General features: G+C 71.3%; 17 protein-coding genes. 12 read left to right on the forward strand and 5 right to left on the reverse strand.

Annotation, left to right across the window (positions count from 1 at the left end; genetic code table 11):
• Window position 1 precedes the first annotated feature (1 nt).
• Together U9J41_RS05105 and paoA are read right to left on the reverse strand one after the other, a co-directional pair.
• Complete coding sequence (locus tag U9J41_RS05105; protein WP_322400612.1) at window positions 2–955, reverse strand: FAD binding domain-containing protein; 954 nt, start codon at window positions 953–955, stop codon at window positions 2–4.
• Window positions 952–1,626 (reverse strand): aldehyde dehydrogenase iron-sulfur subunit PaoA, encoded by a 675-nt coding sequence (paoA, locus tag U9J41_RS05110; protein WP_322400613.1) that lies wholly within the window; start codon window positions 1,624–1,626, stop codon window positions 952–954. Before paoA ends, U9J41_RS05105 begins: the two co-directional genes overlap by 4 nt.
• A gap of 200 nt (window positions 1,627–1,826) precedes the next feature.
• On the opposite strand from paoA, the gene U9J41_RS05115 reads away from it, so the two are divergent.
• The 10 genes from U9J41_RS05115 (at window position 1,827) to U9J41_RS05160 (ending at window position 15,072) form a co-directional block, all read left to right on the forward strand.
• On the forward strand, window positions 1,827–2,222 hold the full coding sequence (locus U9J41_RS05115; RefSeq protein ID WP_322400614.1) for a hypothetical protein: 396 nt from the start codon (window positions 1,827–1,829) through the stop codon (window positions 2,220–2,222).
• Window positions 2,206–3,006 (forward strand): DUF2145 domain-containing protein, encoded by an 801-nt coding sequence (locus tag U9J41_RS05120; protein ID WP_322400615.1) that lies wholly within the window; start codon window positions 2,206–2,208, stop codon window positions 3,004–3,006. The genes U9J41_RS05115 and U9J41_RS05120 overlap by 17 nt, the downstream gene beginning before the upstream one ends.
• Window positions 3,007–3,130: 124 nt before the next feature.
• A complete protein-coding gene (locus tag U9J41_RS05125; RefSeq protein ID WP_322400616.1) occupies window positions 3,131–5,374 on the forward strand; it encodes a hypothetical protein in 2,244 nt (747 codons plus the stop codon).
• A gap of 173 nt (window positions 5,375–5,547) precedes the next feature.
• A complete protein-coding gene (locus tag U9J41_RS05130; RefSeq protein WP_322400617.1) occupies window positions 5,548–6,759 on the forward strand; it encodes an HlyD family secretion protein in 1,212 nt (403 codons plus the stop codon).
• On the forward strand, window positions 6,756–8,285 hold the full coding sequence (locus U9J41_RS05135; RefSeq protein ID WP_322400618.1) for an MDR family MFS transporter: 1,530 nt from the start codon (window positions 6,756–6,758) through the stop codon (window positions 8,283–8,285). Before U9J41_RS05130 ends, U9J41_RS05135 begins: the two co-directional genes overlap by 4 nt.
• 17 nt (window positions 8,286–8,302) lie before the next feature.
• Window positions 8,303–9,784: an efflux transporter outer membrane subunit gene (locus tag U9J41_RS05140; RefSeq protein WP_322400619.1), complete on the forward strand. Its 1,482-nt coding sequence runs from the start codon at window positions 8,303–8,305 to the stop codon at window positions 9,782–9,784.
• Window positions 9,785–9,853: 69 nt separating this feature from the next.
• Window positions 9,854–10,264 carry a GntR family transcriptional regulator gene (locus U9J41_RS05145; RefSeq protein WP_322400620.1) on the forward strand — a complete coding sequence of 137 codons (411 nt, stop codon included), beginning with the start codon at window positions 9,854–9,856 and terminating at the stop codon, window positions 10,262–10,264.
• Window positions 10,261–11,193, forward strand: coding sequence for an ABC transporter ATP-binding protein (locus U9J41_RS05150; RefSeq protein ID WP_322400621.1), 933 nt, complete (start codon window positions 10,261–10,263; stop codon window positions 11,191–11,193). The genes U9J41_RS05145 and U9J41_RS05150 overlap by 4 nt, the downstream gene beginning before the upstream one ends.
• A gap of 9 nt (window positions 11,194–11,202) precedes the next feature.
• Window positions 11,203–13,047 (forward strand): hypothetical protein, encoded by a 1,845-nt coding sequence (locus tag U9J41_RS05155; protein WP_322400622.1) that lies wholly within the window; start codon window positions 11,203–11,205, stop codon window positions 13,045–13,047.
• A 66-nt stretch (window positions 13,048–13,113) separates the two neighbouring features.
• Window positions 13,114–15,072, forward strand: a complete 1,959-nt coding sequence (locus U9J41_RS05160; RefSeq protein ID WP_322400623.1) for a CocE/NonD family hydrolase — start codon at window positions 13,114–13,116, stop codon at window positions 15,070–15,072.
• 123 nt (window positions 15,073–15,195) lie between these two features.
• Here the strand turns inward: U9J41_RS05160 and U9J41_RS05165 are convergent, their stop codons facing one another.
• A complete protein-coding gene (locus U9J41_RS05165) occupies window positions 15,196–15,519 on the reverse strand; it encodes a DUF5710 domain-containing protein (RefSeq protein ID WP_322400624.1) in 324 nt (107 codons plus the stop codon).
• Between the two features lie 88 nt (window positions 15,520–15,607).
• On the reverse strand, window positions 15,608–18,154 hold the full coding sequence (locus U9J41_RS05170) for a response regulator (RefSeq protein ID WP_322400625.1): 2,547 nt from the start codon (window positions 18,152–18,154) through the stop codon (window positions 15,608–15,610).
• 173 nt (window positions 18,155–18,327) lie between these two features.
• On the opposite strand from U9J41_RS05170, the gene U9J41_RS05175 reads away from it, so the two are divergent.
• Window positions 18,328–18,846 carry a GNAT family N-acetyltransferase gene (locus U9J41_RS05175; protein WP_322400626.1) on the forward strand — a complete coding sequence of 173 codons (519 nt, stop codon included), beginning with the start codon at window positions 18,328–18,330 and terminating at the stop codon, window positions 18,844–18,846.
• Between the two features lie 46 nt (window positions 18,847–18,892).
• Here U9J41_RS05175 and U9J41_RS05180 read toward each other — a convergent pair whose 3' ends face one another.
• Window positions 18,893–19,810 carry a polysaccharide deacetylase family protein gene (locus U9J41_RS05180; RefSeq protein ID WP_322400627.1) on the reverse strand — a complete coding sequence of 306 codons (918 nt, stop codon included), beginning with the start codon at window positions 19,808–19,810 and terminating at the stop codon, window positions 18,893–18,895.
• Window positions 19,811–20,050: 240 nt separating this feature from the next.
• On the opposite strand from U9J41_RS05180, the gene U9J41_RS05185 reads away from it, so the two are divergent.
• Window positions 20,051–21,772, forward strand: coding sequence for a glycoside hydrolase family 9 protein (locus U9J41_RS05185; protein WP_322400628.1), 1,722 nt, complete (start codon window positions 20,051–20,053; stop codon window positions 21,770–21,772).

Genomic DNA, 21,772 nt, shown 5'->3' on the forward strand with positions numbered 1-21,772 from the left:
CTCAAGCCTTGCGCGCATCGGCCAGCACGGCGGCCAGCGTGCGCTGGACCAGCGGGACCTTGAACGCGTTGTCGGTCGTGACCCGCACCCCGGCCAGCAACGGGTCGGTGACGGCCTTCGCGCCGTGCGGCATCTGGCTTTCCGCCGCCGGCACGCGCCACGGCCGGTGCGCGACGCCGCCCAGCGCCACGCGTCCGCTGCCGTCCGGCTGCACGACGGCGGCGACGGCCACCAGCGCGAACGCATACGACGAGCGGTCGCGCACCTTGTGGTAATAGTGCTTGCCGCCCAAGGGCTTCGGCAGCGTGACCGCGGTGATCAGTTCACCCGGCGCCAGCGTGTTCTCGATGTGCGGCGTGGCGCCCGGCAGCCGGTAGAAATCGGCGATGGGTATCGTGCGCGCCGTGCCGTCCGGCCGTACCGTTTCCACGCCCACGTCCAGCAACTGCATCGCCACCGCCATATCGCTCGGATGCGTGGCGATGCACGCTTCGCTGTGGCCGACGATGGCCAGCTGGCGCGTGTAGCCGCCGATCGCGGCGCAGCCGCTGCCCGGCCTGCGCTTGTTGCACGCCTGGTTCGTATCGTAGAAATACGAGCAACGGGTGCGCTGCAGCAGGTTGCCGGCCGTCGTCGCCTTGTTGCGCAACTGCGGCGACGCGCCGGCCAGCAGCGCGCGCGCCAGCACGGCGTAGTCGCGTCGCACGCGCAGGTCGGCCGCGAGGTCGGTGTTGCGCACGAGGGCGCCCACGCGCAGGCCGCCGTCCGGCGTCGGCTCGATCCGGTCGAGGCCCGTGCCGTTGACGTCGACGAGGTGGGCCGGCGTCTCGATTTCCAGCTTCATCAGGTCGAGCAGGTTGGTGCCGCCGGCGATGAAGCGCGATCCCGGCTGCCGCGCGGCCGCCGCCGCCGCTTCGGCGGGGGTGGCGACGCGCTGGTAGGTGAACGCCCTCATGCCGCATCTCCCTTGCCGGCGGCGCCGGCGACTTCCGTGATCGCATCGATGATGTTCGAATACGCGCCGCAGCGGCAGATGTTCCCGCTCATGCGCTCGCGCAGCTCCATCGGCGACAGCAGCGGCCGCGCCGCCAGGTCGGCGCTCACGTGGCTCGGAATGCCGTGCCGCAGCTCGTCCAGCGCCGCCACGGCCGAGCAGATCTGGCCCGGCGTGCAATAGCCGCACTGGTAGCCGTCGTGCCGCACGAACGCGGCCTGCAGCGGATGCGGTTTCCGCGGCGTGCCGAGGCCCTCGATGGTCGTGATGTCGGCGCCGTCGTGCATGACGGCCAGGCTGAGGCAGGAATTGATGCGGCGGCCGTCGACGAGCACCGTGCAGGCGCCGCACTGGCCCTGGTCGCAGCCCTTCTTGGTGCCGGTCAGGTGCAGGTGCTCGCGCAGCATGTCGAGCACCGTCGTGCGCGTGTCGAGGTCCATTTCGTAGCGCTGGCCGTTGACGCGCAGCGCGACCGGCGCCGTCACGGGCGCCGGCGTGGTCCCCGCGCCGGCCTCGCCCGCGTCCGCGCCCTGTGCGCAGGCCAGCGGCGGCAGCGCGACGGCCGTCGCGGACAGCGCGCCGCCGATCAGCAGGTCGCGCCTGGCCTGGTTGATGTCGCTGGAGTCGATCATGGATTCGGTCCTCCTGTGGTTCGCTGGTCGTCGGATTGCGCATATTAAAACTGTTTCGCCCGGGACCCGTGCACGGTACGCGCCCTCCGGTATCGGCATACGCTACCGCACGGTGCATGCCATGCGCCCGGCGCGTCACGCCCTTGGCCTCGGGCCGCCCCACGGGCAAGATGGCGTCACTTTTCAGACACGGAGACACCATGAAACGCCTGCTGCTCGCAACCCTGTTCGGCCTCGCCTGCGCCAGCGCCAGCGCCGCCGACCCATCGTCCCCCTCGGAGGCCATCAGCGAAGTCACCGGCAGCGTCGTCCTCGGGTCGATCGCCGTCGTCGGCATCACGGGCAGCGTCGTCGTCGACAGCGTGACCGCCGTCGGCGACGGCATCGAGGTCGTGCTGGAGGGCGCGGGCCAGGCCAGCCGCGCGACGGTGCGCCTGTCCGGCGCGGCGGCGCGCGGCCTGTCGATCGGCGCCGGCACCGTATTGCAGGTCGTCGCCATGTCGGCCGGCCATGCGCTGGTCCTGTCGGGCAAGGTGATCGCCTTCATTCCGAACGAAGTGGGCCAGGCCCTGCTGCACCATGCGCGCGCGTCCTGACCTCCGCCGCGCCGCGCTGGCCTGCGCGCTGGCCCTGGCGGCCGCCCTCCCCGCGCATGCGGGCCAGGGCTGCCGCGAAGAACCGCTGAGCGTGGACGAGGTGACCCGCTCGATGGCGCTCGCGCAGCGCACGTTCGCCGCGCTGGACGCCAGCGGCGCCACCGTCGCCATCCTCGCGCGCGCCGGCCAGGATCTCAGCAAATACGGACTGGAATACTCGCACACGGGGATCGTCGTGCGCGACCATGCGGCCGGCCGCTGGACCGTCGTGCACGAACTGAACATGTGCGGCACGGCGGACTCGGACCTGTACGTGGAGGGCGTCGGCAACTTCTTCCTCACCGATCTGTATCGCTACCGCGCCCAGGTCGTGATTCCCGGGCCGGACGTGCAGGCGCGCGTGGCGGCACTGCTCGCGGGCCGGACGGCGCGGCGCCTGCACGAACCGCACTACAACATGCTGTCGTACGTGTACTCGACCCGCTACCAGAACTCCAACCAGTGGGTGCTGGAGACGCTGGCCGCCGCCAGCGCGCCGCCGGGCGCCGTCGAGACGCGCGCCGAGGCCCAGTCGTGGCTGCAGCGCCAGGGCTATCGCGTACCGACGGTGGAGATCCCGGCCGTCACGCGCCTGGGCGCCCGCATGTTCCGCGCCAACGTCGCGTTCGACGACCATCCGTTCGAGCGGCGCATGGCCGGGCAGATCGATACCGTGACGACGGATGCCGTCGTCAACTTCATACGCGGGCGCGATCCGCAGGCGCGGGTGGTCACCGTCGAGTAGGCGGTCCGCGCAATGGTGCGACAATGTGACAATCGTTGAATTTTGCGACACGCTTGCGCTGTTATCCTTGCGACCATTCCGCTGCCGCGCCAACCGCCGGCCGCGCCACCGACAAGGAGCCGAGATGTCCCCGCAAACCCGACCACGTCCGCTGCCGCGCCTGTGCGGCCGCGCCGCACTTCTCTCCCTCGCCATTGCCCTGGCCGCATGCGGCGGCGGTGGCGGCGGCAGCGCACCCGCGGCGGGCGGCGGCGGGAACACGGGCGGGTCGACGCCCGCCCCGCCCGCCGCGGCCGGTCCGGCGATCACCTCCCAGCCCGTCTCGCAATCGGTCGTCGCGGGCCAGGCCGCCACCTTCGCCGTCGCCGCCGACAGCACGACCGTGAGCTACCAGTGGCAGCGCGACGGCAAGGACATCCCGGGCGCCGCCGGCCTGACGTACACGCTGGCCCATCCGCAGGCCGCCGACAACGGCAGCACATTCACGGCCGTCGCGACCGGGCCGCGCGGCAGCACGGCCAGTACCGCGGCGGTGCTCAGCGTGTCGGTGCCGAAAGGGCTGGCGCTGGTCGCCGGCACGCCCGGCGGGCCCGGCACCCTGGACGGCACGGACGGCCGCCTGGCGCTGCCCGGCGTCCTCGCCATCCAGCCGTCGGGGGCACTGTACCTCGTCGACGCCGCCGCCCTCTATCCCTTCACGCCGGGCGTGCGGGCGATCGACCTCGCGACCGGCGCGATCGCCACGCAGGCGCGGAACCCGGCGCTGCGCGAGGCCCTCGCCATCGCCGTCGACCCCGCCGGCAATCTCTACGACGCGGCCCGGCCGACCGGGACGGCCACGGCGATCTACCGCACGGCGCCGGACGGCACCCGCACGCTGTTCGCCGGTGCCGCCGACCAGGCGGGGAACGCCGACGGCGCCGGCGCGAGCGCGCGTTTCACCGACGCGCGCGGCCTCCCGATGGACGCCGCCGGCAACCTGTACGTCAACGACGGCGGCAAGACGATCCGCAGGGTCGCGCCAAACGGCACCGTCGTCACCCTGGCCGGCGGCGGCGCCGGCGACATGAACGACGGCACCGGCGACCAGGCGGCATTCCAGCAGATCGGCGCGATCGCGGCCGACCGCGCCGGCAATCTGACGCTGATCGACAACGGCGTACTGCGCAGGGTGTCGGCGGCCGGCGTCGTGACGACGCCCAGGCTCGTCTTCGCCGACGGCGGCACCGCGTACCTGGGCGGCTCGACCCTTGCGGTCGACGGGGCCGGCAACGCCTACGAGCGGGAGTCGGATTACCCGCCCCGGATCCGCAAGATCGCCGCGGACGGCACGGTGACGACCCTGGCCACGCTGCCCGCCTCCGGATCGGGCAGCACCTATTACACCAACCTCGTGGCCGACGCGGCCGGCAACCTGTACGTGGGCGACGACAGCAGCCAGGTCATCCGCCGCATCGCGCCCACCGGCGCCATGACCGTGTTCGCGGGGCGTGCCGCCGCCCAGACCAATGTCGACGCGACCGGGGCCGCGGCGCAGTTCGCGCTGACGCCGGCCCTCGCGGCCGACGCGCACTACGAACTGGCCACTGACGCCCAGGGCAATATCTATGTGGGCGAAGTCGACCGCGTCCGCAAAGTGACCCCGGGCGGCGCCGTCACGACCTTGCCCCTGCCGCCCGGGAATCGCGCGACCAGCTACTACCCGACCAGCGAGGCCGTCGACGGCAGCGTGCTGGCGGTGTCGAACGGCGTCATCTCGCGGATCGACGCGGCGGGCGTGTCCCATTTCATCGCCGGCCAGGCCGGGGTCGCGGGCGTCGCGGACGGCGTGGGGGCGAAGGCAAGCTTCACGACACCGCAGCGGCTGGCGGAGGACGGGCTCGGCAACATCTGGCTCACGGACACCGTGCCCGGCCCGATGACCGACGTGGGCGTCAAGGTCTATGACCGCAAGATCGCGCCGGACGGCACCGTCACCACGCTGGCCGACGACCCCGTCGGCATCGCGTATTGGGGCAAGGACGGCACGCGCTGGGGCCTCGATGCGGACCGGAACGTGGTCAGGATCGCCGCCGACGGGACGCGCGCCGTCGTGCGCCGGTCGCGCGGCATCGACGAGCAGATCACCGGGATGACGGCCGACCGCGGCGGCAACCTGTACCTGGCGCTGCGCGAGGGCGCGGACCTGTACGCGGTGCGCAAGATCACGCCGGCCGGCATCGAGACCGTTATCGCGGGCAACCCGGGCGCCGTCGGCACGCACGCCGGCACGCCGGGCAGCCTCGGGCCGATCGATGCCATCACGACCGCGCCCGACGGCACGGTCTACGTGATGAGCGAGGGCGCGCTGGTGCGCATCCTGCAGTAGGGTTCCGTTTCCGCGCACAAATGAAAAGCGCGGGCTGTTCAGGATGTGTACGATTGTTGTTTGACCAAACAATCGTTTCTGTTCCATGACCGGTGAGAACCATTGTCCGCAAGATACGGCATCCGCCCGCGCGCCGCACGCGGGCCGGGTGCCGTCGTGACGGAGAGGCGGACATGACCGACCAGCAGCCCGCGCCCGGCAAGGACAAGGACGACGCCGACAAGGACAAGGACAAGGACAAGGACAAGGACAAGGACGACGACGGCAAACCGCAGGTCTCGCCCGAGAAGAAGCGCAAGATCCGCACCGCGCTGATCGCCGGCGGCGTCGTCGTGCTGCTGGCCGGCGGCGGCTGGTATGCCTACCACGCGCTGGTCGGCAAGTACCACGAAACGACCGACGACGCGTACATCCAGGCCGACGCGGTGACGGTGTCGCCCAAGGTCGGCGGCTATGTCGACGCCGTCCTCGTGCGCGAAAACCAGGACGTCGCGGCCGGCCAGCCCCTCGTGCGCATCGACCCGCGCGACTACAACGCCCAGGCCGAGCAGTTCCGGGCCCAGGTCGACATCGCCAAGGCCAACGCGGACGCCGTGCGCGCCCAGATCGCGGAGCAGGAATCCAGCGTGGCGGCCGCGCGCGCGCAGCTGGCGGCCGCGCGCCAGGCGGCTAGCTTCGCCGCGGGCGAGGCGCGGCGCTACGCACCGCTCGTGGCGATCGGGGCGGAGAATGCGCAGGCGCTGGCCGACCGCCGCAACCAGGCCGCGCAGGCCGCCGACCAGGTGGCCGCGCAGCGCGCCGCCCTCGCCAACGCCGAAAAGCGCATCGCGTCGCTGCGCGCCCAGGTGCGCCAGGCCGAGGCCCAGGGCGAAGCGGCGGCCGCGCAGCTGAAGGCGGCCGGCGTGAACCTGCAGGCGACGACGGTCGCCGCCAGCATCGCGGGCCGCATCGGCGACGCCACCGTGCGCATGGGTCAGTTCGTGCAACCGGGCGCGCGGCTGATGACGCTCGTCCCCGTGGCCAGCCTGTACATCACGGCGAATTACAAGGAAACGCAGATCGGCCGCATGCGCGTGGGCCAGCCGGCCGAGATCAAGGTCGACGCGCTGCCGCACGTGAAGCTGCGCGGACGCGTGGACAGCATGGCGCCCGGCACCGGCGCCCAGTTCTCGCTGCTGCCGCCGCAAAACGCCACCGGAAACTTCACCAAGATCGTCCAGCGCATCCCCGTGCGCATCGCACTCGACGCCAGTCCCGAGGTGCGGCAGGTGCTCGTGCCCGGGCTGTCCGTCAAGGTCACCGTCGACACCAGCGACGACAAGGACGCCATCAAGGACGTGCGCAAGGAAGAAAAGGCACATCAACGGCGCGAGGACCGACGATGAACGGCGGGCAGCGGGCCGACGCCGCCGCCTGGCTCGCCGTGGCCGCCGGCACCCTCGGCGCGCTGATGGCCACGCTGGACATCTCGATCGTGAACTCCTCGCTGCCCACGATCCAGGGCGAGATCGGCGCCAGCGGCACGGAAGGCACGTGGATCGCCACGGGCTACCTCGTCGCCGAGATCGTGATGATTCCCCTGTCCGGCTGGCTCGAGCGCGTGTTCGGCCTGCGCACCTTCCTGCTCGCGGTGGCCGCGCTGTTCACGGCATTTTCCGTGATGTGCGGCCTGTCGACGTCGCTGCCCATGATGATCGCGGCCCGCGTGGGCCAGGGCATCACGGGCGGCGCGATGATCCCCACGGCGCAGACCATCATCGCCACGCGCCTGCCGCGCGGCCAGCAGCCGATCGGCACCGCGATGTTCGGCGCCACCGCCATCCTCGGCCCCGTCGTCGGCCCGCTGATCGGCGGCTGGCTCACCGAAAACCTCAGCTGGCACTATGCGTTCTTCCTCAACGTCCCGATCTGCGTCGGCCTCGTCGTGCTGCTGCTCGTCGGCCTGCGCCACGAACCGGCGCGCCTGGACATGCTTGCCGACGCCGACTGGCTCGGCATCCTCGGCCTCGCCGCCTTCCTCGGCGGCCTCACCGTGGTGCTGGAAGAAGGCGAGCGCGAACAGTGGTTTTCGTCGTCCTTGATCGTCTGGCTCAGCATCCTGTCGTGCGCGGGCTTCGTCCTCATGATGATCGGGCAGCTGACGGCCAGGCGACCCGTGATCCTGCTGCGGTTGCTGCTCGACCGCCAGTTCGGCAGCGTCGTCGTCATGGGCATCACGGTCGGCATGGTCATCTACGGGACCTCGTACGTGATCCCGCAATTCCTCGCCGCCATCGCCGACTACAATGCGCTGCAGGCCGGGAAGATCGTCGCGCTCGGCGGCCTGCCGGCGCTGCTGATGATGCCGCTCGTCCCGCTGCTGATCCGCTGGGTCGACATCCGCCTGGCCGTCGGCTTCGGCCTGTCCGTGCTGGCGTTCAGCGCCTGGCACGAGACCGACCTGACGGCGCAGGCGGCCGGCGCCGAGTTCGTGTTCTCGCAGCTGTTGCGCGGCGTCGGCACCATCTTCGCGATGGTGTTCCTGAACCAGGCCGCGATCCAGTCGGTCACGCGCGACCACGCGAGTGATGCGGCCGGCCTGTTCAACGCGGCCCGCAACCTGGGCGGGTCGCTCGCGCTGGCCGGCATCGCCGTCATCCAGGACCGGCGCCTGTGGCTGCACTCGCGCCGGCTGGAAGAGACGCTGGACGCCAACCGCGTGGCCGTCGGCGACTATCTCGCCGCGCAGGCGCACGGCCTGGGCGGCATGCCGCAGGCCCTGCGCAGCCTCGCCGGCACGATCCGGCTGGAGGCGCTGACGATGACCTACATCGACCTGTTCTGGATCCTGGCCGTGTTCATCGCCTGCGTGATCCCGCTCGTGCTGTTCCTGCGCCCGCTGAACGCGGGCGCGCCCATCGCGGGCCATTGACGCCACCGGAGCGCCGCATGCGACGACCCATCATTCTCGTCCTGCCGATCGCCGCGGCGCTGCTGGGCGGCTGCCGTACCGTGGGTCCCGACTACGCCGGACCGCCGGCCGCGCCGCCGGGCGCCGCGTTCGCGCGCGCCGGCGGCCAGGCCGGCGCCATCCCGGACGCCGCGCCGTCGCGCTGGTGGACGGCGCTGGGCGACCCGGCCCTCGACCGCCTGGAAGACCGGGCATTGCGCGCGAACCCGAATCTCGACGTCGCGCGTGCGCGCCTGCGCCAGGCGCGCGCGGCCCTGCGCGGCGCGCACGCGGACACGCTCCCGAACGGCACGGCCACGGCGCTCGCCGCCCACGCGCGGCTGCCGCGATCCGGCGCCGCGCCGGGCGGAAGCGGCGCCGGGTTTCGGCTCCCGCCGTCGCTGAACCTGTACAGCCTCGGCTTCGACGCCACGTGGGAAATCGACCTGTTCGGCGGCCAGCGCCGCGCCACCGAGGCGGCGGCGGCGAGCGCGCAGGCGGCCGAGGCGGGCCTCGCCGATGCGCAGGTGAGCCTCGCGGCCGAAGTGGCGCAGGCATACGTGCAACTGCGCGCCACGCAGGCCCGCATGGCGCTGGCCGCCGCCGCCGTCGCGCGCCAGCAGCGCATCGTCGACCTGACGCAGCGGCGCGTGCAGGGCGGCACGGCGTCGACGCTGGACCTCGTGCGGCTGCAAGGGCAATTGGAAGTCACGCGCGCCGAGGCCGAACCGCTCGCCGCCCAGCTGGACGCCAGCCGCGACGCGCTGGCCGTGCTGGCCGGCGCCGCGCCGGGCGCGCTCGACGGCGAACTGGGGGCCGCCGGTCCGGACACGGTGGACGCCGTGCCGCTGCCGCCGGCCAGCGTCCCCGTCGGCGATCCCGCCGGCCTGCTGCGCCGCCGGCCGGACATCCGCGCGGCCGAACGCACGCTGGCCGCGCGCACGGCGCAGGTCGGCCAGGCGGAGGCCGCACGCTTTCCGCATCTGACCTTGCTCGGCCTCATCGGCATCGGCGGCACGCACCTGTCCGACCTGACGCGCCTGGACGATTACTCGGCCATCGCGGCGCCGCGGCTGACCTGGAACGTCCTCGACTTCGGCCGCAACCGGGTCCGCGTCGACCAGGCCGAGGGCGTGCGCGCGGAGGCCGAAGCGCAGTACCGCGCCGCCGTGCTGGACGCACTGCGCGACGCCGAGGATGCGCTGGCGCGCTTCCGCCAGGGCCGCACGACGGTGGCGACCGTCGCGCGCGCCTGCGCCGCGGCCGCGCAGGCGGCGACGCTGACACAGGCGCGCCAACGCGCCGGCACGGCGAGCCTCATCGACGTGCTGGACACCGAACGCCAACTGCTTGCCGCCGACCAGGACCTGGCCGCCGCCCGCGCGGCGTTGACCGGCGACTTCATCTCACTGCAAAAGGCGCTGGGCCTCGGATGGGCCGATGCCGCGCCGGCCGGCGGCGGTCGCGCGGCCTCGCCGTAGCGGCCACCGCTTGACGACCGCGAAATATCGATGTTACTGTACTACCCGTACTAGTACAGTGAATGAACCATGAACCGACGCCCCCCTTTGATGCTGCAGATCGTGACCGGCGATGCGCGCCCGATCACCCGCCAGATTACCGACGGAATCAGGCGCCACATCGCCAGCGGCGAGCTGGTGCCCGGCGACGGGCTGCCCAGCGTGCGCGGACTGGCCCAGCAACTGGCCATCAATCCGAACACGGTGGCCAAGGCCTATGCGGAACTGACGGCGGAAGGCTGGCTGCTGGCGCGCACGGGCCTGGGCCTGTTCGTCGCCGAGCAGCGCCAGCGGCTGTCGGACGCCGAACGCGAACGGCGCTTCGGCGAGGCGGTGGACCGCTTCGTCAGCGCCGTGATCGGCCTCGATTATGCGCAGCAGACCATCCTCGACCGCGTCGCGGCCGAGCTTTCCCATTACGCGACCAAGAAGACCGCATGAGCGACTACGCCATCGATACCAAGGAACTTTGCCTGTCCTACCAACACAAGCCGGCACTCGACCACCTGACGCTGCGCCTGCCGCGCGGCGGCATCCACGCCTTCGTGGGCGCCAACGGGGCCGGCAAATCGTCGCTGTTCCGCGTGCTGCTCGGCTTCGAGCCGGCCACCGCCGGCAGCGCGCACATCCTGGGCCATGACTGCCATCGGCTCACGCCGGCGCTGCGCGAGCGCATCGGCTTCGTCAACGAAGAGCACACGCTGCCGGCCTGGATGCGCGTGCGCGACCTCGTCGCCATGCAGCGGCGCCAGTACCCGCGCTGGAACGACGCCCGTTACCACGAGGTCGTCGGCCATTTCGACGTCGACCCCGGCCAGCGCATCGGCGGCCTGTCGCGCGGCGAACGCGCGGGGCTGAACCTGGGCGTCGCGCTGGCGCAGGGCCCGGACCTGCTGATCCTCGACGAGCCCACGCTGGGACTCGACGTCGTCGCCAAGCGCGCCTTCCTCGAGGCGATGCTGCAGGTCGCGCAGTTCGATGCCGCCAACACGATCGTCTACTGCTCGCACCAGATGGACGAAATCGAGCGCGTGGCCGACAACCTCGTGATCCTGGAACGGGGCCGCATGCGCTACATGAGCGGCCCGGACGACTTCTGCGACCGCATCCGCATGTGGGTGGCCGCCTTCCCGGCCGGCGTGCCGGCGATCCGACAGCTGCCCGGCGTGCTGCAGGTCCAGGTCATCGACCACCTGACCCACGTGGTCGTGTTCGACCAGGACGACGGTTTCGGCACGCGGCTCAAGCTGCTGGGCGCACAATCCGTCCAGGCCATGCCGCTCGGCCTCGACGGCGCCGTCAACGCCTTCCTCGCCCATGGCCACGCCCGTCCCGCGGCCACGCCCGCCGCCGTCCCTCTTGCCGCATAAGGATCTCCCATGCCCGACTTCTTCCTGGCCGAACTGCGCCGCTTCCGGAACGGCGCCGCCGCGTACGCCCTGGCCAATCTCGTCGTCCTGACCGTCCTGCAGCAGATCGTCGACGTGCCCAACGCCCCGGTCGGCCTGCACATCATCATGCTGGGCTTCTACATGCTCTCCGGCCTGGCGCTCGCGGTCTTCCAGTTCGGCAGCTACCGCCAGCCGAGCCGCTGGATCTGGCTGCAGCACCGGCCGGTGCACCGCGCCCGGCTCCTCGCGGCACTCGTGCTGGCGGCCGCCGCGCTGATCGCCCTCGCCGTGGCGCTGCCGCTGTGCGCCGCGCTGCTCATGCAGGACCATTACACCCGCAACGTCATCGACGCGCGCCACTACGCCGGCGCGGCCTACCTCGCCCTGTCCGCGCTGTGCGCCTGGCTCGCCGGCGGCTACATCATGCTGCACCGGAGCCGCTGGGCCTTCGTGGTCCTCGTGCTGCCCGTCGTGCTGACGATGCGCCTCGCGACCGCCGCGACGGTGCTGGGCCTGACGCTGGCCTGCGCCGCCATCCTGTTGGCGCTCCTCTACACGGTGTTCCGGCCCAACCGCAGCGCGGCGGACGACACCGTCGCCACCGCCGCCTCGGCCATCCCGCTGCAGGTGTGCTGTTACGTCGCCCTGTTGTGGGCCGGATCGATGCTGTACCAGGCGGGCCTGGTCGCCGCCGGCGCCCATCCGCTGGTGCGGGAACCGGCGCCGGCCGGTGGCCTGACCGAAACGCGCCGTTTCAAGCCGGTGGAAACGCTGCGGGCCGGCCTGGCGGGGAGTGTGGACCCGCGCGCGGCCGCGTGGCGCGCCGCGCTCGACCCGCAGGCGCTCGCGAGCCTCGCGCCGATCTTCCGCCAGTACGGCGTGCGCGACCTGATGACGACGCAAGGCATGGCCAGATTCGTCCAGGGCGACACCATCTGGACCTTCAGCCACGACCGCATGCTGTTCCGCGGCGTCGACGCGCGCACCCGCACCGACCAGGGCGTGTTCGGCGCGGGTGGTCCCGGCACGCGCGAGCGCTTCGATACCGTGCCCGAGAGCCTGGGCGGCATCCGTGGTTCCCGGTGGTTCTTCGACGCCCACAACCTGTACCGCGTCGACGAGCCGGGCATGCGCCTGCGCCACGTCCTGCGCGTGGACGGGCAGGAACAGCTGGGCGCCGTCACCGTGCTGGGGCAGCGCATCCTCGTGCTCACCAACCATCGCCTCGCATTGCTCGCACCGGCGACCGGCGCGCCGTCGTCTTCGGCCAACGTGACACTGCCGCTCCCGTTCGGCGATCTCGATCGCGTGTACGTCGCCCAGTTCGCGGAAGGCACGCTCGTCTCCCTCGTGTACGGCCACCGCGAGTTCGACGGCGCGCTGCCGGCGCAGCAGATCACGTACCTCGTCGACCCGTCGGCGCGGGTGCAGGAGGTGGCACGACGCAGCATGGCGCACGACTTCGCGCCGCTGTACGAGCACCGGTCCTGGTGGATCTCGCCGGCGCTGCACGCGCTGGTCGAGCTGCCCGACCTGCTCATCGACGCCGGCACCATTCCCGACTATGGCGTGAACCGCTTCGCGCCGCTGCTGCAGGCGCGGCCGGCGACCGTCTGGACCGCCGCGCTCGCGGCCGCGCTGCTGGCCGGCGCCGGCGCGCTCTGGTGGACGCGGCGCACGCGCCTCGGCCGCACGGCGCGCACCGTGTGGTGCCTGGCGTGCCTGCTGCTCGGCGTGCCGGCCCTGCTGTCGCTCATGATCCTGCAACCGCGCCTGCGCGCCGCGGGCCTCGCCGCGGCCGCACCGGAGCGGTTGCGGGTCCGGGCGGGCTGATGAAAAGATGACAAACGGCTTCCTGGCGCATCTATACTGCCGGTTTTACCAGCCGCCAAGGAAGTCATGACCCGTCTCTCCCTGCCCGCACGCCTGCCCCTGCTTACCCTGCTGGTGGCAATCGCGTGCTCCGCCCTGCCCCCGGCCGCCGTCCACGCGGCCGAAGAGGCCAAGCCCGCCCCGCGCGACCTGCGCGACACGTACACCAAGTACGAGTACCGCATCCCGATGCGCGACGGCACGAAGCTGTTCACCGTCGTCTACGTGCCGAAGGATGCGTCGAAGTCCTACCCGTTCCTCATCAACCGCACGCCGTACAGCGCCGGCGTCCGGGCCGAGGGCGAGCTGCACTACGGCGAGGATTGGTACCCGAAGCAGATCGGGCCGTCGAAGGAATTCGAGGACGCGGGCTACATCTTCGTCAAGCAGGACGTGCGCGGCCGCTATATGTCGGAAGGGAAGTGGCAGGAGATGACGCCGCACGTCAACCCGCGGCGCGCCGCCGGCGAAGGCCAGGAAAGCCAGGACATGTACGACACGATGGAGTGGCTGCTCAAGCACGTCCCGAACAACAACGGCAAGGCCGGCATTCTCGGCATCAGCTATCCGGGCTTCTACACGTCGGCCAGCATCATCGACTCGCACCCGGCCATCAAGGCCGCGTCGCCGCAGGCGCCCGTGACGGACCTGTACATGGGCGACGATTCGTACCACGGCGGCGCCTTCATGCTGGCCGCGAACTTCGGTTTCTATGCCTCGTTCACGGAGCAGCAGAACCCGACGCCGCTGCCCAAGACGTGGGCCGACTTCGACTACGGCGCGGCCGACGCCTACGACTTCTTCCTCGAGCACCGCACGCTGCCCCGCATCCTCGCCACGCTGACGGACAAGCAGCGCGCCCTGCTGGCGCCCACGATCGAACACGATACGTACGACGCTTTCTGGCAGACCCGCGCCATCGCCCCGCACCTGAAGAACGTGAAAGCGGCCGTGCTGACGGTGGGCGGCTGGTTCGACGCGGAGGACCCGCAAGGCCCGTTCACGACCTACCACGCCATCAAGAAGTACAACCAGGGCAGCTTCAACGGCCTCGTGATCGGCCCGTGGGTGCACGGTGGCTGGGCGCGCTACGACGGCAAGCAGCTGGGGCGCGTCTCGTTCGACAGCAAGACGGGCGAGTACTTCCGCCAGCATATCCAGTTCCCGTTCTTCGAGCAGCAGCTCAAGGGCGTGAAGCCCGCGCAGCCCATCGCGGAAGTGACGGCCTTCGAGACCGGCAGCAACGTGTGGCGCCGCTACACGGCGTGGCCGCCGGTGCGGGCGCAGGCGCGCACCCTGTACTTCGGCCCGCACGGCACGCTGACGTGGCAGCAGCCGCCGGCCGCCGGCGGCTTCGACGAATACGTGTCCGACCCGAACAAGCCGGTGCCGTACATCGGTTATCCGGCGACCTCAGTGCCGCAGGAATACATGGTGTCGGACCAGCGCTTCGCCGCGACGCGCCCCGACGTGCTGGTGTACCGCAGCGACGTGCTGGAGGACGACGTCACCGTCGCCGGTCCCGTGACGCCGCGGCTGTTCGTATCGACCACGGGCACGGATTCGGACTGGGTCGTGAAGCTGATCGACGTCTACCCGGCCGACTATCCCGCGGGCGAGCAGCCCGCGCGCGGCAGCGACGTGGCGCCGCCGCGCGGCACGATGGCCGGCTACCAGCAGCTCGTACGCGGCAATCCGCTGCGCGGCAAGTTCCGCAACGGGTTCGAGAAGCCGGAACCCTTCGTACCCGGCAAGGTCGAAGCGATCAGCTACCACCTGGGCGACGTGAACCACACGTTCCGCCGCGGCCACCGCATCATGGTGCAGGTGCAGAGCTCCTGGTTCCCGCTGGTGGACCTGAATCCGCAGACCTTCGTGACGATCCCGCAAGCGAAGCCGGAAGACTTCAAGGCGGCCACGCAGCGGGTCTACCACGCGGCGCAGACGCCGTCCGGCCTGCAGCTGCTGGTGCTGCCGGCGCACTGACGCCGCGGGCGGACGTCACGCCGCGCGCAGTGCGCGTCACGGCGCCCGCGGCGTCCGCCTCGTCCAGGTAGGCGCAGCGGCGGCCGTCCCGCCTGCCGCGGTACAGTGCCCGGTCGGCCAGCGCTAGCGCCTGTTCAGCGCCGCCACCGTGGCGGCCAGCGCGGCGCGCGCCTGCTGCCACGGCGTGCCGGCAAGCAGCCGCGCGCACTCGGCGCACGGCTCGAACGGATTGCAGGCATGGGGCAGCTCGACGTAGTTGGCGCCGACGACGGGCCTGGCCGCGGCCGAGTCCACGCGCCCGCCGCCGTCGCCCTCCTTGAGCCATTTCTGGAAGGGGTCGAGCGCGACGCCGGCCGGCACGTACCAGCGCTTGCGGCCGGGATTCCAGCGGGCGCCGAGGGCGCGGGCTTCGTCTTTTTCTGCGTACGGTACGTTCAGGAAAGTCATCTGGCTTCTTCGTCGGGCGGCCGCACGTGGCGGGCGCCGGCGCGGGATGCCGATCCTAACCGATCCGGCGCCCGCGCGCAAACGGCCGTCATCCCTGCCGCGCCAGCATGGCCCGCAAATCGTCCAGCCGGTAGGGCTTGGCCACGACGTCGTAGGCGAAGCCGAGCGCGCCCCGGTCCGGGGCACCGTAACCCGACGCGAACACGACACGCAGTTGCGGATGCAGGGCCCGCGCGCGGCAGGCCAGGTCGATGCCGGACTTGCCGGCCAGGTCGATGTCGGTGAACAGCACGTCGCATGCCCCGTCCTCCAGCCGCGCCAGCGCCTCGTCGAAGCTGACGGCGCCGCGCGCATCCTGGCCCAGCGCGTCGAACAGGCTGCACGCCATGTCCAGCAGGTCGGGGTTGTCCTCCACGATCAGGATGCGGGCGCCGCGCGGCGCGGCCGGCGCGGCCTCCGCGGCGGCGCGCGGCCGGTTGGCCAGCACATGCCGCACCTTGCGCGCCAACTGGTCGCGGCCATAGGGCTTGGACAGCAGCTCGACGCCCGCATCGAGCCGGCCGCCGTGCACGATGGCGTTCCGCGTGTAGCCGGACGTGAACAGCACGGCCAGGTCCGGCAGCAGCGCCCTGGCCAGGCGCGCCAGTTCCGGGCTGCGCATCGGACCGGGCATGACGACGTCGGTGAACAGCAGGTCGATGGGCAGGCCGCTCTTGACGATGCCGTAGGCGTCCGTCGCATTGTCGGCCTTGAGCACGCGGTAGCCCAGGCTGCCCAGCATCTCGACGACCGTGCCCTGCACGGCCGGATCGTCCTCGACGACGAGCACCGTCTCGCTGCCGCCCTGCGGGGCGACGTCGGACAGGCGCATGGCCGCGTCCTCGGCCTCGAAGGTGCGCGGGAAGTACAGCCGCACCGTCGTGCCCTCCCCGACCTCGCTGTAGATGCGGAAGTGGCCGCCCGTCTGCTTGACGAAGCCATAGGCCATCGACAGGCCCAGGCCCGTGCCGGCGCCTTCCGGCTTGGTCGTGAAGAACGGCTCGCACGCGCGCTCCAGCACGTCGCGCGCCATGCCGCAGCCGGTGTCGGACACGGCGATCATCACATACTGGCCCGGCCGCACGTCCGGCTCGGCCGCGACGTAATCGTCGTCGAGCATGGCGTTGGCGATCTCGATCGTGAGCCGGCCGCCGTTCGGCATCGCATCGCGCGCATTGATCGCGAGATTCAGGATCACGTTTTCCAGCTGGTTCGGGTCGACCACCGTATTCCACTGGCCGCCCGCGCGCACGGCCTCGATGTGGATCGTTTCGCCGAGCGCGCGCCGCAGCAGGTCGTCCATGTCCGCCACGACGCGGGCCGGATTCACGACGACGGGCTGCAGCGGCTGCCGGCGCGCGAACGCCAGCAGGTGCGAGCACAGCTTGCCGCCGCGCTCCACCGCATGCAGCGCCACCTGCAGCAGGTTCTGCACGCGCGGGTCGCCGCCGCGGCGCTGCAGCAACTCGAGGTTGCCGCCCACGACCTGCAGGATGTTGTTGAAGTCGTGCGCCACGCCGCCCGTCAGCTTGCCGATGGCTTCCAGCTTGTGCGAGCGCTGCAGGGCGTCCTGCGTCGCCGTCAGCTCGGCCGTCCGTTCGGTCACGAGCGTTTCCAGCTCGGCCTGATGGCGGCCCAGCGCATCCTGTGCCAACTTCTGCTCGGTCACGTCGCTGCCCTGCACGAAGATGCCGATGACCTGGCCGGTCGGATCGAGCACGGGCTGGTAGATGAAGTCGAGGTAGCGCAGCGCCGGTCCTTGCGCGGGATCGTTGTGCAGCTCGACCGGCGCCGCGCGCCCGATATACGGCCTGGCGCTGCGGTAGACGCTGTCGAGCAGGTCGCCGAAGCCCTGGCCCTCGACCTCGGGCAGCACGGCGCGCAGCGTCTTGCCGATCAGGTCACGGCCGCCCACCAGGCGGCGATACGCGGCATTCGCCAGTTCGTACACGTGGTCCGGACCGCGCAGCACGCAGATGAAGCCGGGCGCCTGCTCGAACAGGCGCTGCAAATGCATCTTGTCGCCCTGCAGCTCATTGGCCAGCTTGAGCGCCGCGTGCGCGTCGGCCAGCGCGCGCGTGCGTTCCTCGACCATGCGCTCCAGTTCTTCCTGCTTGCGGCGCAGCTGTTCCTCGGCCAGCACGCGCTCGGTGACGTCGTTCCCCTGCGAGAAAATGCCGACCACGGCGCCGCCCTCGTCGACGATCGGCTGGTACACGAAGTCGATGTAGCGCAGCGTCGCCGGACCGCCGCCGGCCGGCGCGACGGCCAGCGGCAGCGCCTGGCCGACGAACGCCTGGCCGCTGGCGAACACCTGGTCGAGCAGCTCGAAGAACTGCTGCCCTTCCAGCTCCGGCAGCGCCGCGCGCACGGGTTTGCCGATGATGTCGCGAAAGCCCGCCAGCCGGTGGTGCGCCTGGTTCTGCAATTCGTACACGTGCTGCGGCCCGCGGAAGAAGCACACGAAGCCCGGCGCCTGTTCGAACAGGCGCAAGAGCTCGCGGTAGGGTCGGCTGGACTTGACCTGTTCGACGGACGACAGGTCGGACGCGGCCGCCGGGGTGGCGCCGGCGGGCGCGTTCGTGGCTGGATTCATAAGCGTGAAATCTTACCCTCCGGCGCACTGCGTTGACAATATGTTTACGCTTTGCGTGCGCGCCCCTTGTCGCCGTTGCATGTCGTCGTCGCATGCCGAAGCGGGGCGCGCTTGCCATTGTGTCAAGGCACATGTTCCACTATGATCGACTTTCCCCATTATCGGACACCGCCATGCCGCTCGACCGCCATCCGCCCGCCATCCGCACCCTGCACCCCGCCGACTGGACCGTCTACCGCGCCCTGCGCCTGCGCGCGCTGGCCGATGCGCCGGACGCCTTCTGCAGCACGCTGGCCGAGGAATCGCAACGCCCGGACGACGTCTGGGCCGCGCGCCTCGTCGCGCCCGCGCTGGGCGCGCATCAACAGGGCTGGCCGTTCGTCGCGGAACTGGACGGCATGCCCGTCGGCCTGGCGTGGGTGAAAATGGAGAGCCCCGGCGCGAGCCTGTACCAGGTGTGGGTAGCGCCCGAGGCGCGCGGCCGCGGCGTCGGCGCCGCGCTGCTCGACGCGGCCATCGCCTGGGCGCGCGCACGCCGCGCGCAAGCACTGCACCTGGCCGTCACGGCGGGCGACGGCGCGGCCGCGCGGCTGTACCGGCGCACCGGCTTCGTCGACGTCGGCTCACCCGTGCCGCGCGCGGGCACCACCTTGTCCGAGCAGGCGATGGTGCTGGCGCTGGGAGACGCGTGAGCGCCCGCACGCCGTGACACGGGCGCCGCGCCTCAACCGCGCGGGTTCAGCGGCACAGGGCGTCCAGATTGCCGACCGGTTCGACGGCCGGCAATCCGGACAGGTCGATGCCGGCATCCTGCGCGCGGCGCTCCATCAGCGCGCCGTTGCCGGACCGCGGGCTCGGCGCGCGGTATGCGGCATCGGACTGCGCCTGTTCCAGCGTCACGTAACGGGCGCCCGCCGCATCCATGCGCTTCATCACTTCCGGCAGCGTGGCCGCGCTCCAGGCCCCCATGTGCGTGAGCAGCACCTGCGGGATCATGCGGCCGTACACGCGCTGCGACACGGCCTTCATGCGCACGAGCTGCTGGTCGACGCGGCGGTAGTAGCCGGCCTTCATGCCCTCGATGGCGGCGTCGTCGCCCTTCGCGCGGCAGCGCGCATACGTTTCCGTGTAGGCCCAGTCGTCGAAGCTCAGGCTGACGTCCGCGATGCGGTAGCCGCGCGTCGTCAGCCAGTCCAGCGCGCCGTCGTGGCGCGCGCCGCTGCCGCCCGCATCGAGGAACGGGTAGCGCAGCACGTGCCAGTCCTTGCCGGCCATGTGCTGTTCCAGCACCGCCCCGCCCGCGCGCGCGTCGGCCTCCCACGCCTGAAGCGACGGCGCCTGCGACAATCCCATATGGCTGTACGTGTGGTTCCCGAGCGGGTAGCCGGCCGCGCGCCACACGTCGAGCGCCGCTTCGCTGTGCGGATCCTCGGCGATACGCTTCGCGTTGACGAGACCCCAGGCCTCGGAAACGCCATGCGCGTGCAGCGTGCCCACGTACGATCGGGCGATGCCGGCCCAGGTCATCCCGGCGGGCAGCGTGCCGTGGGCCGGCAGGTCGTCGGCCGTGACGGCGACGTCGAAACGGTCCGTAGCGGAGGCAGCGGCCGCGCCGCCGCCAAGCAGCAGCGCGCACAGCAAGATACGTGGTTTCAAGGGAGTCCTCTCGATGACATTGTGGGTGTGGCCGATTGGTTCGACCGATGCAATTATTGCCCGGATCGCGGGGCCGAGGCAACGGCCGCGGAACGTTTTATCGGGCCGGCGCGCGCCGTGCGCCGGCACGAACGGCGCCCGTATTGACGGGCGTTCCTTCGATGGGGCGATTGACTTTGCTTTTCCCGGCAAGGTACGATGAAATCGATTACAACCACAAGCACACTTCCTGGAGATCCCATGCATCGTCCCACCCTGCTCGCCTGCGCCGCGTTCCTCGCGGCCGGCACCGCGCACGCCGCCGCCGGCATCGAAGTGAACCAGTTGGGATTCCTTCCCGCCGCGCAGAAACTGGCCGTGGTGCCGGCCGGCGCGAGCGATCGGGAGTCGCCGCGTTTCACGGTCGTCGACGCGGCGAGCGGCAAGGCCGTGTTCGAAGGCGCGCTGGGCCCCGCCGCGACGTGGGACGCATCCGGCGAGCGCATACGCATCGCCGATTTTTCCGCGCTGCGCACGGCCGGCAACTACCGCATCGTCCGCGCGGGCCTGCCGGATTCGCCCGTGTTCGCGATCGGCGCGGAACCCTATCGCGCGCTGGACGCGGGGGCCATCCACGCGTACACGCTGCAGCGCGCCGGCATCGCGCTGGACGCGCGCATCGCGGGTCCATATGCGCGGCCGCTCGGCCATCCGGACGACAAGGTGCTCGTGCACGAATCGGCGGCGTCGGGCAAGCGTCCGGCCGGCACCGTGATCAAGAGCCCGAAAGGCTGGTACGACGCGGGCGACTACAACAAATACATCGTCAACTCCGGCATCAGCACGTACACGCTGCTGGCCGCGTACGAACACTTCCCGGCCTGGTTCGACAAGCTCGCCGTGAACCTGCCGGAAGCCGGCAACGGCGTGCCGGACATCCTCAACGAAGCGTTGTGGAATCTCGACTGGATGGCCACGATGCAGGACCGGGCCGACGGCGGCGTGTACCACAAGCTGACGAACAAGCGCTTCGACGGCATGGTGATGCCGGACCGCGCGACGGCGCCGCGCTACGTCGTGCAGAAGACGACGGCGGCGGCGCTCGATTTCGCCGCGGTGATGGCAACGGCGAGCCGCGTGCTGGCGCCGTTCGACGCGCAGGCGCCGGGCCGCTCGCGGCGCTACCTGGCCGCGGCGGAAAGCGCGTGGCGCTGGGCCGTCGCCAACCCGGCGGTCCTGTACCGCCAGCCGCCCGACATCCAGACGGGCACCTACGGCGACGACAAGGTCGACGACGAGTTTTCCTGGGCCGCGTCCGAACTGTATATCGCCACGGGCAAGGACGAATACCGCACCCGCGCGCTCGCCGCCGCGCCTGGCGTGCAGACGGCGCCCGGCTGGAGCGACGTACGGCCGCTCGGCTGGATCTCGCTCGCGCAGCAGCGCGCCCGTCTGAAGAAGCCGGGCGATGCCGACGGCGCGCGCCGCCAGATCCTCGCCGCGGCCGACAAGCTGCTGGCGCAATGGCAGGCGTCGCCGGCACGCCTGGCGATGGCGCCGTCCGACTTCGTCTGGGGGAGCAATGCCGTCGTGCTGAACCAGGCCATGATGCTCGTGCAGGCCTACCGGCTCACGCACAAGGCGGACTACCTGAACGCGGCGCAGTCGGCGCTCGACTACACGCTCGGCCGCAATCCGCTCGGCATAAGTTACGTGACCGGCTTCGGCGCCCATTCACCCATGCATCCGCACCACCGGCCTTCGGAAGCGGACGGCGTCGCGGCGCCGGTGCCGGGCTGGCTCGTGGGCGGACCGAACCCGGGCCAGCAGGATGCCAGGGATTGCCGCGTGCCGTACGCGTCGAAGGCGCCGGCCATGTCGTACCTGGACAATGCGTGCAGCTACGCCAGCAACGAAGTCGCCATCAACTGGAACGCGCCGCTCGTGTACGTGGCGGCCGCCATGCAGGTGCTGGAGCGCTGA

It is taken from the genome of Massilia luteola (assembly GCF_034420155.1).
In the GTDB taxonomy this organism is placed as follows: Bacteria; Pseudomonadota; Gammaproteobacteria; order Burkholderiales; family Burkholderiaceae_D; genus Telluria; species Telluria luteola.